Below are 13,225 nucleotides of genomic sequence, written 5' to 3'. Positions count from 1 at the left end.
AACTCGACTCTCGATCCCGTGACCCGGGTTCAAATCCCGGCCGGAGCACTTCTTTCAATTCATATCGTCAACATGATAACGGCAGGCATCGATGTAGGAACAAAGGACTCTTGTGTAATGATTTCAGAAGATGGCAGGATTATCGATTACATCTTCATAGAGGATCTGAAGGATGAAATCAATGAGATTATAAGATTTCTGAGAGACCATTCTCCTCAAGCTATTGCCTGTGGATTTGGATACGGACTTCCAGTTAAGAGGCTGTCCGAGCTTAATGATAGAGTACTTACACTTCTAACTTTAAGCTTTGATAGACCTATTATGGGCGTTAGACTGCTGATAGAAGCTCTTAGAAAATACTTAGGTGAAATATCATATACGATACCATCGGTAAAGCTTCTACCGACAGTTCCAGCTTACAGAAAGCTGAACAAGATAGACATGGGAACGAGCGACAAGGTCTGTTCAGTTGCCTTGGCATTGGTAAGGCTAAAAGAGATGGGTATCAACTTTACGGATCAGAATTTTGTGCTTGTAGAAGCGGGATACGGATTCAATTCTTTCATCGCAGTTAAGGACGGTAAGATTGTCGATGGTTTGGGTGGAACTTCAGGTTTTCCTTCATTTTCTTCATCTGGAGCTTTGGACTTGGAGGTAGTAGCACTCTTAAAGGATTATCCAAAGGAAATGGTGTTTAGGGGAGGTTTTAAGGATTTTTTAAAGTGCGAGATAGATGAAATCCCTGATGAAGCTTTACGTTGGATGTTTGAATACATAGTAAAAGGTATAAAGGTTATGGAGGTTTCGATTGGCAAATGTTGCCAGATTGTTGTCTCTGGAAGATTCTTCGATCTATACTACGATGAATTCGTGGATTATACCGGGTTTAAGTGTTTCAAACTTTCCAGTGTAAAAGCTTCGGCTGAAGGAGCTTGCATAATTGCAAATGGCTTGAACGGAGGTGTATTCAGAGATGTTGTGGATCATCTCGAACTTCTCAAAGCGAGCGGTAGCATATTGGATTACATAGCTCACGATTTAAGGAAGCTTTTTAAATATCCCATTTAACTGGTTTCATGCCCAAAGTTCTCATGGTTATAATAGATGGCGCTGGTGATAGGGGAAATGTAACGCCTCTCTCTTCTGCAAAAAAGCCAAACTTAAACAAGTTGGCTAAGATGGGTATAAATGGCATAATGGACACGATAAAGCCCGGTGTAAGACCGGGAAGCGATACGGCCCACTTAGCTTTACTGGGTTACGATCCTTTTAAATGTTATACGGGTAGAGGACCAATCGAGGCTGCTGGAGTTGGTATAGAGCTTAAGGAGGGTGATGTGGCTTTTAGAGTAAACTTTGGAACTGTTGAAGGAGAAGGTAGTGTTTTCGATAAAATCGTAGTTGATAGGAGGGCTGGCAGAATTAGTGAGACTGATGAATTGGTTAAAGCCATTAATGAAGGTGTTGACTTAAGTGAATTTGGAGTCGAATTCGTTTTCAAGAGGGGATCCGGACACAGAGGTGCCGTAGTTTTCAGAGATGATCTATCGGATAAGGTCAGCGATGTAGATCCTAAAAAGGTTGGTGAGAAGGTAAAGAGGTGTGTTCCACTCGAAGACGATGAAAAAGCTAGAAGGACGGCTGAAGTTGTGAACTACTTCGTTCAGAGGTCGCACGAAATTCTGGACAGTCATCCCCTCAATTTAGAGAGGGAGAAAAAAGGTCTTCCGAAAGCAAACGTGCTCCTACTCAGAGGCGCTGGGAAGGTTCCACATCTGCCAAAATTTGAAGATAGATACGGAATGAAACTGGCATGTGTATCGGGAACTGCCTTGATAAAGGGTGTTGTAAGGCTCTTAGGCGGTGAAGTTCTCGATGTCAAGGGCGCAACTGGAGGGAAGGATACCGATTTGAACGCGAAGGTTGAGGCAAGCTTGAAGGCACTTGAGAGGTACGATTTCGTTCTACTGCATATAAAAGCTACAGACGAGTACGGGCATGACGGGGATTTTGAGGGCAAGAAGGCCTTCATAGAGAAGATTGATGAGGCTATAGAACCTCTGTTGAGTTTAGACTTTTCGGAAGTCTGTTTGGTAGTTACAGCAGATCACTCGACACCAATAAACGTTAGGGATCATACGGCGGACCCAGTCCCAGTAACGATCGTTTACAGAGATGTTAGGACTGATGATGTTGAGGAGTTTTCAGAGTTAAAAGCTTATAAAGGTGGACTTCACAGAATGACTGGAAACGATTTGTTCAATATAGTACTCGACCTGATAAACAAAGCGAAGAAGTTCGGTGCCTGAAATGTTGGAGAAGCTCGTGATACCAAAAAATACGAAGTTCGATGAAAGGAGCATAGTGCTTGAGGGAGACGCATTAATAGGAGCCAACTCAAGACTGGGTTACGGTATAATAGCTCGAAAAGTCATAGTTGGAGACAGAACAGAGATTAAAGGAGATATTTTGGGAAAGGAAGAGGTCAGATTGGGAGCTTGGTGTACGGTTAAGGGGGATGTTATTAGCAAGGGTGATGCGTACATAGGTGAGTTTACGAGCATAGAGGGAAGGTTAACTGTCTACGGTGATCTTGAGATAGGTAGAAATGTTAAGATAAAGAACGGTTTTGAGGCTAGGGGTTTGATAACAATTCAGGATCCCATGCCCATTGTAATGTTCATTTTCCTCTACATTCTGGCCATGCTGAGATTGGGGAAGTATGAGGAGATAGAGGAGCTTTTTGAACCCGAAGAATTTTTATCCCCCTTGGAAATACCAGAAAATTCAGAAGTGGATCTCGATTACATAAAGACGAGGAAAGATGTTTTAATAGATGGTAGTAGAGTTTTGGGAAATCTTAGGTGTAGAGATGCAAAAATCCTAGAGAGCGAACTTTACGGTAGCGTTAGAGGAAGAAACGTTATCGTAGAGGGTAGCAGAGTTCACGGGATTATAGAAGGTAGAGATGTTTACCTCGTCAGAGGTAGTGTTGTTTTGGGTAAAATCACAGCGGATAACGTCTACATGGAGGAGGGCTGTGTCGTAGAGGGATCAATAGTTGGAAGGAAGGGTGTGTGGATAAAGCCCCACGTTGAACTGCCAGAGGAAATTTTAAACGACGATGCAACAACCGATCAGGAATGATAGTAGAAACAACATCGGAAGATTTTGCCAGACTTACAAATGGCAAACTAGTGAAATCTGAGAGACCTAAGACTGTTATAAGGAATTCCAGAGAAATCGTGATACTGGGCGACGTTGATAAGAAGAAGGAGCTGTTTCTTAAGATCTTTAAAAAAAATCTTGAAGACAGAGGAGATATTGATGCTGAGGTAAAGATTTTCATAGCTCCGCTCTGTCCAGTCTGCCCTCACGTCGTTGAAGACATATGCTCTCTACCCATAAAGAAGATTGAGATAATAGACGTTACAGACTACCCGGAAATTGCAGATGAATACGATGTCATGGCTACACCCACAGTGGTTATAGGAAAGGTCAAGCTTGTTGGAAAGGTAAGCAGAGAGGAGGTTTTGGAGTGGATAAAAAGGGGTTACGATAAAAAAGAGTACTTTGCAAAGCTTTTAAAGGAGGGCGGTGCTGAAGATGTTGTTAGAGAAGTTAAGAAGGACGGAGATGCTAGTGTTCTTGTGGATCTTCTAACTTACAACGATTTCATGGTAAGATTGGGTGCTATGGTCGCTATCGAAGAACTGGCAAAGGAGAATCCAGAGATCGTTAAGAAGGTTAAAGACAAGATGAGAGAACTTCTAAAACACGAAGATGAAAGGATCAGGCAGGATGTGGCGATGTTACTTGGAGATATAGGCGATGAAAGCGATAGAGAATTTCTTGAAGAGCTCTTGAAAGAGGGAGGAGATGTCGAAGAATCTGCAAGGGAAGCAATTGATGAGATAGAGAGAAGAAACCAAAAGTGATTTCTGCAAATAATTTTAGATTCTTTCGTGAAGATAGTAGTATCTGCAACAAGCTTTGCAGATGTTGTAAGTGCCACAAGCGTTGCAGATATAATTGAACTAAGGTTAGACTTGTTTTCGGTATTTCCAGATGAGAGAAAACTTTTGGGCATTGAAAAGCCTACAATCGTTACAATCAGGAGAGTTCAAGAAGGTGGAATGTACAAGGGGGATGAACGCAGAAGGATTGAAATGCTTTCGAGGTATTCTGCCTATGCCGATTACGTCGATTTGGAGTGCGATCTGCGAGATGAAGATTTCAAAGCTATGAAGTGCAAAGTTATAGAGTCGTACCACAATTTCAAGGAAACTCCGAACTACGAATACCTCAGAGATTTGATAGAAGGTAAGAGGGGAGACATATTCAAAATTGCGACGATGGGTAGATGTAAAGAGGATGTTTTAACTATTACGAGAGTGCTGTGCGAATACGATGATGTTGTGGCATTTCTCATGGGTGAAAACTTCGCTTGGACTCGAATATTTGCATGCTTTTTGGGCTCTCCTTTCATATATTGCTCGATAAGCAAGGCAGTAGCTCCGGGACAGTTGGATGCTAGAAAGGTTAGGAAGATTTTCAGCCTACTCAGGTAAGCTTTTATTCTCCATTGCATATTTCTCAAAAAATGATTGTCAAAGGCAGAGCTTACAGCGACGATGAGATTTTGTCGAGGTTAAACTGGATAGTAGCCGAGTGGTTCAAAAGAAGGTTTAAGACATTTACACCACCGCAGAGGTATTCGATAGTCCCCGCTCTGGAGGGGAAGAACGTCTTGGTGACGTCTCCAACTGGAAGCGGGAAAACTTTAGCCGGTTTTCTCCCAATAATAAGCGATCTTGTGAGTTTGGCTGAAAAGGGGAAGCTTGAGGATGCAGTTTACGCTGTCTATGTGTCCCCACTAAGGGCTTTGAACAACGACATAAGGAGGAACTTGGAGGTACCTCTTAAGGAAATATACGAGCTTGCAAAAGAGAAGGGAGTTGATTTGCAGGAGATAAGAATTGCAGTGAGAACTGGAGATACTACTCCCGAAGAAAGAGCTAAACAGCTTAGAAAACCGCCGCACATACTCATAACAACTCCCGAAACTTTAGCAATAGTTCTTTCAACTCCGAAATTCTCTCAGTACCTCAAAGGGGTTAGATATCTCATAGTTGACGAAATTCATGCTTTAGCAGAGAACAAGAGAGGAACGCATCTCACACTTTCCATAGAAAGACTTGAAGAACTTCAAGAGGGAAGGATGGTAAGAATAGGTCTATCAGCTACGATTCATCCGCTGGATGAAGTTGCGAGGTTTTTGGTTGGGTATGAGAATGGAAGGGAAAGGGACTGTATAGTTGCGGATGTAACGTTCGAGAAAAAGATGGATATCAAAGTAATCTCTCCGATAGAGGACTTCTTCGCTACTTCCGCTGAAGAGATAAGCGAAAAGCTCTACAAAACAATTGCAGAGATGATTAAAAAGTGCAGGACTGCTCTGATATTCACAAACACTCGAAGTGCCACTGAAAGAGTTGTCTATCACTTGAAGAAGCTTTTACCAGACTATCCGATAAAAGCTCACCACAGCTCACTCTCGAGAGAGGTCAGACTTGAAGTGGAAGAGGAATTAAAGAAAGGAAAGCTTAGAGCAGTTGTTTGCGTTGCACCAAATACGAAGATCGTCACGGAGAGAGGGTTCGTCGATATTAAAAATCTAAAAAACGAAAAAATTTTGGGATTAAAGGACTTTAGAACTACATTGGTAAACTTCAAAGAACCTTTGAAAGTTGAATGTCGTAAGGGATACAGGATAAGGACAAAACTTGGCTTTGAAATAGAGTGCACCCCAGAACACAGATTTCTAACTTTAGATAACGGACTGGTTTGGAAAGAAGCTAAGGACTTTAAAGTTGGAGATTTTGTGGCTGTGGTTAGAAAAATCAGATTGGAAGCAAAAGAAATCTCAATTTTGAACTACCTACCTAACAACGCTTATATCGAACTTAGAAGGGATTTCCTCGACAAACTTAGAACTCTTGCAAAGTCGTTTGGTTTAAAGAAGACTGCCAAAATTCTTGGTGTTAGTGCAAGTCAGCTTGCAAAGAGCCTTAGAGGTGAGTATCCGATAAGATTTGAAGTTCTTAAGAAGCTCTGTGAAATCTTTAACGTTGAAATTGAAGATAACGCAATCGAAGCAATAAGGAGTGACAAGAATAAAGCCAAGATAAGGACAACGAAGTTTACAAAAGCGATGGCGAGACTCTTGGGATTTTGGTTATCTGACGGTTCTTGGACTTCAAAAGCGCTCAGATTTTACTCCAACGATTTAGAAATGCTTGAGAAGTATGCGAAGATCGTAGAAGAAGAATTCGATTTGAAGGTGAAGATAAGGCGTGACAGACACCTTTACAGATTTGATCTGTCCTTCTGCGTTCTATTTGAAATTTTTAAAGGTTTACTTGGTAGTATGTCCAAAAAGTCGAAATTTGGTGATTTTCCTGAGATAATCTACACGCTACCAGACGAACACAAGATCGAGTTTCTGTCTGGATATTTCGATGGTGATGGTTACTTTGAAGTTCGAAACGGTAGGATTTACTCAGCCAGTTTTACAACTTTCAGCAAAAATTTCGCCGAAGGTTTGAGAAATTTGTTACTACACTTCGGTATCGTTTCTTCAATTAGAGTAAGAAATTACGATGAAATTCAGATTTTTAGGGGTAGAGAGATTAAAAAGAGAGGTAAATGCTATACGGTTACGGTTTTGGGTGGAGAATACCTTAGAAAGTTCCTTAAAATTTTGAAACCTTACAGGGTGATAAGATACAGAGGATACAGAGTTGGAGATGGATACTGCAATAGGGACGTTTTTCCAAACATAGGAAAAGTTTTAAGGAATATAAGATGCAAACTCGGTTTAAGCACATATAGAGTTCAGAAGGAGTTGGGATATAACCCTGTGAGGGTGGAAAGTGGTAAAAAGAATATTTCAAGAAGAAATTTAATAAAACTTCTTAAATATTATCAAAGATTTGGAAATCTAAACGAAATCGACTATCTGCTCGATTTGGCAAGGGGTGATATTTTCTTCGATAGGATTGTAAGAATTGAGCAGATTGACTTTGAAGAAGCTTACGGGATAATAAATTCAGAGACTGAAAACTACATCGTGAACGGATTCATTTCAAAGAATAGTTCAACGAGCCTTGAGTTGGGGATTGACATAGGATACATAGACCTTGTCATCCTTATAGGGTCGCCGAAGAGCATAAACAGGGCTTTGCAGAGAATAGGAAGGGCTGGGCACAGGCTTGAAGATGTAAGTGTTGGAAGAATTGTTGTGGTCGATCAGGACGATCTTGTGGAATGCACGGTTTTGGTTAGGGAAGCTTTGAGTAGAAGGTTAGACAGAATTCACATCCCCAAGAAGCCGTTAGATGTGCTCTGTCAGCATATAATCGGAATGGCTTTGGAGAGAAAGTGGAAGGTTGATGAAGCTTTCAGACTTGTTAAGAGAGCTTATCCCTATAAAGATTTGACTATGGAGGAATTCTTGGACGTTTTGAATTATCTGAGCGGTAGATTTTCCGAGCTTGAGGAGGAGAAAGTTTACGGGAAAATTTGGTTTGACGGAAAAGAATTTGGAAAGCGTAGCAGACTTTTGAGACCAATTTACTATTTAAACGTCGGAACGATTCCAGATGAGGTTGCGATAAGCGTTGTTACCAAGGATGGTAAGTTCATAGGGAAGGTTGAGGAAGAATTTGCGGAAAGGCTGGTTGAGGGTGACGTTTTTGTCTTGGCTGGTAGGACTTTCAGGTATCTTTATTCGAGAGGAATGAGCATAATCGTCGAGGAGGTTGAGGGGGTAAAGCCTACAATTCCAAGCTGGTTCTCCGAACAACTCCCTCTCAGCTACGATTTAGCCTTGAGAATTCAGGAATTCAGGGGTTTCATAGAGAAAAATATTGAGAATCCAGAATTCGTGATAGAGCACTTGATGAAGATTTACAACTTGGATTACAAGTCCGCTAAAGCCATATACAATTACTTCTACGAGCAGGAGGAGTTCAGCAAGATCCCAACGAATGAAAGACTTCTGATTGAGATTTTTAGTGAGGATGGGTATTACTACCACGTTTTTCACACCTTAGTTGGTAGGAGAGCTAACGATGCTATTTCGAGGGTCTTTGCCTACAGAATTGGAAGAGAAAGGAGATGCAATGTTGGGATAAGCTTAACGGACAACGGTTTCATGCTCAAATTACCTTTCAAGCTCAGCGAGGATGAGATTAAAGCACTCTTCAGCTTGGAAAACTTCAGGGAAGATTTAATCGCATCGCTTGATAAAACGGAACTTCTCAGAAGAAGGTTTAGGCATGTGGCTGTTAGAAGTTTCATGATACTCCGAAACTACATGGGAAAGGAGAAGAGCGTTTACAGACAACAGATAAGTGCCGATAACCTCCTAAGACTTCTCAAGAAGAAGTATCCGAGCTTCCCCGTTTTGAGAGAGACATATAGGGAGATAGTTGAGGATTACATGGACATAGAGAATGCTTTAGATTATCTCAGAAGGGTTGCCGATGGAAGGGTAAAAGTTGAGATCTTAGAGCTCCCAATGGTGAGTCCCTTCGCCTTGAACATGTACCTTGCGGGAAGGGAGGATGTAGTTTTAATGGCAGATAGGAGGGAAGTTTTGAGGAAACTTCACGAAATGATATTGAAGAGAATTTCATCGAAATATCAATAAACATCTCAAAGTATTTTTGTCGTGTTGCTCACAACTTCAAGAAAGCCGAGCAGGAGGACTAGAAGCTTGGCGAAAGCTCTTGCAAGATTCATGAACTGGACTTACATAAACAGGGGTAAGAAGAGTATGGATGATCTATTTGAAATGTGCGATGACAAGCTTGCTATTTTGAAGGAAGTGAAGGGTAACCCCGCTTTTCTCGAAGTCTACGATAAAAATCGGAATCTATTACTCAGAATAAGGTTCAGTGTAAGCAATGTTGAGAAGGTTAAGATGGATGACAGTCCTGTTATATTTATAGGTAAAGCTCCTTTCGATCCCTTGATTTTGGGTGCTTTACCACAGGACAAGGCTGGTTTAAAGTTGGCAAGAAAGATTGATACGCCCAAAAGGGTTTACGTCCGTAGAAAGAATGGATGGATCGAGCTTGAGTTCTACTTTAAGGACGTTATGGTTTTCAAGATGAGGATTAGGGGTGATAAAATTGGAGGCTGAGTTCGTGTTTGAATTGCCGGATGCTGAAATTCTTTACAGGGCTTTAAAAGTTGAAGAAAAGCACGTTTTAACCGAAACTCAGATCGATCTGATTGACGGGAAGCTTATCATAAGGATTAAAGCTGAGGACTTGGCCGAGCTTAGAGCGAGTGTGAATGCTTGGCTTAGAACGATTAAAGCTTGTTTGGATGTCTTGTAGCAAACCTTTTAAAAGGTTGGTTTAAGGCTTTGCATGGGTGAGTTACCACCTCAGGTTCAGAACATGATAGCTCAATTGCAGACTACCCAGCAACAGCTTCAGATGGTCGTAAGCCAAAAACTTCAGCTTGAGAACGCTCTAAGGGAAATTGAGGAGGCTATTAAGGAGGTTGAGAAGGCTAGCGAAGATACTCCAATATACAAGACCGTCGGAACTGTTCTCGTTAAGACAAAAAAGGATGAAGTTTTGAAGGAGTTGAACGAGAAAAAGGAAACAATTGAAGTTAGAATCAGGGCCTTGAGTAGACAGGAGGAGAAGTTAAAAGAAAGATTGCAGGAGCTTCAGAACAAGGTTAAGTCTATGTTGAGCGGAGTGCAAGCTGGATGATCAGAGAAGCTTTAAAATTTTTGGGAGGAAGGGTTAGAATTTTTGAGGAGGAACTTAAGCACGATGAGGTAGTCCGCTTTATCAAGGAGAAAGGGCTTGAGAGAACACCCGTAATTCTGAACGTTGAAGGGAATAGGGTTGCAAAGAACTTCATCTGCACGAGAGATCTACTCTGCGAATACTTAGGTATTGAAAAAGAGGATTTGTGCAGACATCTCTCAAGCTTAGGATATAGTAGTGTCGAGATTTCAAACGAATTTTCACTGAAAGAGGTTGATGTGAACTTGGAAGAGCTACCGATTCTGAGGTATTATCCTAAAGATGGAGGAAGGTACATCACTGCAGGAGTTGTTATTGCTAAAGATATCGATGCTGATGTAAAACCAGATTCCTTCAATGCATCGATCCACAGAATGATGCTCTTGGGTAAGGATAAGCTAGTCGCAAGGTTGGTTGAGCCTCGCCATACTTATCTTCTTTGGAGGAGTGCAATTGAGAAGGGAAAAGATTTGCCCGTAGCGATCGTCATAGGAGTTCATCCCCTCTTTCTCTTTGCCTCCGCAACTCGATTGCCCTTCGGAAAAGAGTTCGAATATGCTTCAGCTTTAATGGGTGGTTTGAAAGTTTACAGAATTGAAGATTTTCTGATCCCTCCCGCTGAGATAGTTTTGCTGGGGAGAATAACGGATAAGCTCGTCGATGAAGGTCCATTTGTGGATATAACTGGAACCTACGATAAAGTCAGGAAACAGCCCGTTGTAGAGATAGACAGGATGTTTCTGGCCGACGATTTCATATACTACTCCATAACTCCCGCAAGCTACGAGCACATGGTTCTCATGGGTATTCCTTACGAGCCAGTGATATACAAGGCTGTTTCGAACGTTTGCAAGGTTAAGAACGTTGTGATGACAACTGGAAGCAGATGCTACTTCCATGCGATAGTCCAGATAGAAAAAATCACGGAAGGAGATGGAAAGAATGCGATAATAGCAGCTCTATCAGCGAATCCGAGCTTGAAGGGGGTTATAGTCGTTGATAATGATATAGACATTTACAGCTACGAAGATGTCGAATACGCAATTGCTACGAGGTTTCAGGCAGATAAGGACTTTATCGTAATTAAAGGGGCGAGAGGAAGCAGTTTGGATCCTTCAGCAGATGAAACGACTGCGAAATGGGGGATCGATGCAACGAAATATTTGAGCAGGGAAGAGGATTTTGAGAGAGTAATTTAAGAATTCTTATTTTGACGAACAAAAATTTGAATTGAATTTAAAAAGTTCAGAGGGTGTAATCCAGAACTCTCCTAGCCTCATCAATATGCTCGTCCTTAACCCTTTCTACATCCGGATGAAGGGCTTTTATGACTCTTCCAATAAGAACAAATAGCGTTCCTGTTATTATGGGTAGCTCATCGACAAGTTCATCCTGAAGAGGAGCATCGACTGGCAATCCCTTAAGCACGAACTTCTTTATCGGCTCTACATCGACATTCTGCCTTTCTATAGCCTTTCTGAACAATTCCATGGAGTTGAGAAATCCCTTTGTAAGAGGCAGATCTCTGAACATGATCATTTCTCTACCTTCAGCCCTAGCCTTATCGTAGGCTACTTCAAAGAGGTCTGCGAGCTTCCTTTCTACGATGTCCATCATCTTACTCGCTTCAGCCTTGTAAACATCCAGCTCACATGTATCTTCGAGTATTTTCTTCAGTTGCGGATACGGAATAATCATCTCCGCCATGAATCAATCCCTCAACTGCTGTTTATTAATTTATTCTTTCAAGATGTCGCTGAGATCCCACTCCTCCTCCTCAAACTCAAATTCTTCTTCAAATGCCTTGATTTCCTCCTCTTCTTCCTCTCCCTCAGCAACTACGCCCTCTTTAAGCGTCAGAAGTGCTTGCTTAACTACGGCTCTATACTCATTTAAGTTTGGATTGTATATCTGCCAAGCCAATTTCACGTCTTCATCCTCTTTCTTTTCCATGGCTTCTATCCTTTCTATGGTGTGTTTAGCAGTTTCATAAACCCAGTAATCTCTAACTTCACTTTCAACTGGTGCTATGTACTCTGGTCTGATTGAAACAAATATCCTCGCGCCAGCTTCAAAAGTTCTGACCTTACCAACTATCGCTACAAGTTCCGGAACATCGATCTCCATCAAACTCTCCAATGCGTCTGGCTGAAATCTGCTGACGTAACCGTAAACGGCTGAAGTTGGATCACTTACCCTTATCCTCCATATTCCAGAATCCGGCTTTATTTCTTCCTTATCAAGCAGAGCTCCGACCAAAAATATCCTGTTGACCCTAACGCCTAACGGGGTTAGAACGTAAGTTGGAGACTTTTCATCCTCTCTTGGAAATCTGTAAGTAGATCTGTTTAGCTCGTATGCAAATACCCTCCTAGCAACCTCTCTCCTCCTGATCCCGTTCATGTCAGCACCTCCAAGAGTCTGTCTATTTCTTTCTGATCAACACCCTCAATCTTTTCGACACTCCTACCGAGCAGATATCTACCACCTCTAACGCCTACAACCTTAAAGTATCTTCCGAGTAACATCTTCTTAAGTTCCGAGAGGACAGCATTCCTATCGAGTCTCTCAGATGCCATCTGCTTTGCTTTCTGCAGATCTATTCCCGTAAGATCCTTTATGTTGTCCTCATTAAGAATTATTTCATAGATGTTCTCTCCATCATCCAAGACACCCTTTATCCTCAAATCATCGTAGCCCTTAACCTTCCCATGAATTGGGCATATACCCTTCGTCATAACTCTATGGCACTTTTCACATCTCTGTATCAATCCGCTGTTCTGCTGTATAGCAACTAAAGCCCCAACGACCTCTATTTCTCTCGGTGGTAGAGGAATGTCCTCATCAATCTCTATTATTTCACTCGTCCTACCAACATTTATCTGCATTCTACCCTGAAAACTATCCGTTACGACGTTCTTGAAAAGGTAGCACTTGCCTTCCTCAACCTCTCTCTTACCAGACTTAGCCCATATGACGAATTTAATTATACCGGTCTCATCTCCGATTAAACCAACTTGTGAAACACTCGGACTTGAGGAGTCCCATATCTGGACAACTTTAGCTTTCAGACTTACCCACTGACCCGGCTTAGTTATGTCTTTTATCTTTACGAGTGGTGCTTCAGCTATGACCTTTTCTCTCGGAATATCATACTCCTTAATTATCCAGTTTCTCACAGTTCTAACAGCCTCATTCTCAGGAACCTTAAATTCGTGGATGAGTAGCTTGAGCCTCTTCACCACTTCATTCCTATCTATATCGTAGCCTAAGCTTTTGAATTGCGATATTATCTGATCTGCCAAGCTTTCTATTTTTTCCATATCGAACGACTTAAACGAACGTATATATTAGATTTGGCCTTTTTCTTTCATAAATTTTTATAATCA

13 protein-coding genes are annotated in these 13,225 nt (G+C 41.6%); 10 read left to right on the top strand and 3 right to left on the bottom strand.

The genetic code is table 11. The features are described from left to right. Positions 1-72: 72 nt before the first annotated feature. From ARCPR_RS08310 to ARCPR_RS08265, 10 genes are read left to right on the top strand one after another with little or no spacing between them, the layout of a single operon-like run. On the top strand, positions 73-1,068 hold the full coding sequence (locus ARCPR_RS08310) for a DUF1464 family protein (protein WP_012941043.1): 996 nt from the start codon (positions 73-75) through the stop codon (positions 1,066-1,068). An 8-nt stretch (positions 1,069-1,076) separates the two neighbouring features. Beyond that, positions 1,077-2,309 (top strand): 2,3-bisphosphoglycerate-independent phosphoglycerate mutase, encoded by a 1,233-nt coding sequence (locus tag ARCPR_RS08305; RefSeq protein WP_012941042.1) that lies wholly within the window; start codon positions 1,077-1,079, stop codon positions 2,307-2,309. A gap of 1 nt (position 2,310) precedes the next feature. Then, a complete protein-coding gene (locus ARCPR_RS08300; protein WP_012941041.1) occupies positions 2,311-3,147 on the top strand; it encodes a polymer-forming cytoskeletal protein in 837 nt (278 codons plus the stop codon). Further along, a complete protein-coding gene (locus tag ARCPR_RS09420) occupies positions 3,144-3,938 on the top strand; it encodes a thioredoxin family protein (RefSeq protein WP_012941040.1) in 795 nt (264 codons plus the stop codon). Before ARCPR_RS08300 ends, ARCPR_RS09420 begins: the two co-directional genes overlap by 4 nt. A gap of 27 nt (positions 3,939-3,965) precedes the next feature. Beyond that, complete coding sequence (gene aroD, locus ARCPR_RS08290; RefSeq protein WP_012941039.1) at positions 3,966-4,571, top strand: type I 3-dehydroquinate dehydratase; 606 nt, start codon at positions 3,966-3,968, stop codon at positions 4,569-4,571. A 32-nt stretch (positions 4,572-4,603) separates the two neighbouring features. After that, positions 4,604-8,716: a DEAD/DEAH box helicase gene (locus ARCPR_RS10035; protein WP_012941038.1), complete on the top strand. Its 4,113-nt coding sequence runs from the start codon at positions 4,604-4,606 to the stop codon at positions 8,714-8,716. 21 nt (positions 8,717-8,737) lie between these two features. Continuing rightward, on the top strand, positions 8,738-9,211 hold the full coding sequence (locus tag ARCPR_RS08280) for an rRNA maturation protein (RefSeq protein ID WP_012941037.1): 474 nt from the start codon (positions 8,738-8,740) through the stop codon (positions 9,209-9,211). Beyond that, a complete protein-coding gene (locus tag ARCPR_RS08275) occupies positions 9,192-9,410 on the top strand; it encodes a KEOPS complex subunit Pcc1 (protein ID WP_245526132.1) in 219 nt (72 codons plus the stop codon). The genes ARCPR_RS08280 and ARCPR_RS08275 overlap by 20 nt, the downstream gene beginning before the upstream one ends. Positions 9,411-9,443: 33 nt before the next feature. Continuing rightward, complete coding sequence (locus ARCPR_RS08270) at positions 9,444-9,797, top strand: prefoldin subunit beta (protein WP_012941035.1); 354 nt, start codon at positions 9,444-9,446, stop codon at positions 9,795-9,797. Beyond that, positions 9,794-11,035: a UbiD family decarboxylase gene (locus tag ARCPR_RS08265; RefSeq protein ID WP_012941034.1), complete on the top strand. Its 1,242-nt coding sequence runs from the start codon at positions 9,794-9,796 to the stop codon at positions 11,033-11,035. The genes ARCPR_RS08270 and ARCPR_RS08265 overlap by 4 nt, the downstream gene beginning before the upstream one ends. 46 nt (positions 11,036-11,081) lie before the next feature. Here the strand turns inward: ARCPR_RS08265 and ARCPR_RS08260 are convergent, their stop codons facing one another. The 3 genes from ARCPR_RS08260 to ARCPR_RS08250 are packed head-to-tail and all read right to left on the bottom strand — an operon-like array spanning position 11,082 to position 13,159. Next, complete coding sequence (locus ARCPR_RS08260) at positions 11,082-11,543, bottom strand: DUF1931 family protein (RefSeq protein WP_012941033.1); 462 nt, start codon at positions 11,541-11,543, stop codon at positions 11,082-11,084. Positions 11,544-11,573: 30 nt separating this feature from the next. Next, complete coding sequence (locus ARCPR_RS08255; protein WP_012941032.1) at positions 11,574-12,239, bottom strand: hypothetical protein; 666 nt, start codon at positions 12,237-12,239, stop codon at positions 11,574-11,576. Then, complete coding sequence (locus ARCPR_RS08250; RefSeq protein WP_012941031.1) at positions 12,236-13,159, bottom strand: replication protein A; 924 nt, start codon at positions 13,157-13,159, stop codon at positions 12,236-12,238. Before ARCPR_RS08250 ends, ARCPR_RS08255 begins: the two co-directional genes overlap by 4 nt. Positions 13,160-13,225: the final 66 nt, after the last annotated feature.

It is taken from the genome of Archaeoglobus profundus DSM 5631, from assembly GCF_000025285.1.
GTDB classification, from domain to species: domain Archaea; phylum Halobacteriota; class Archaeoglobi; order Archaeoglobales; family Archaeoglobaceae; genus Archaeoglobus_B; species Archaeoglobus_B profundus.
This window is presented reverse-complemented; position numbering and strand designations above follow the sequence as displayed.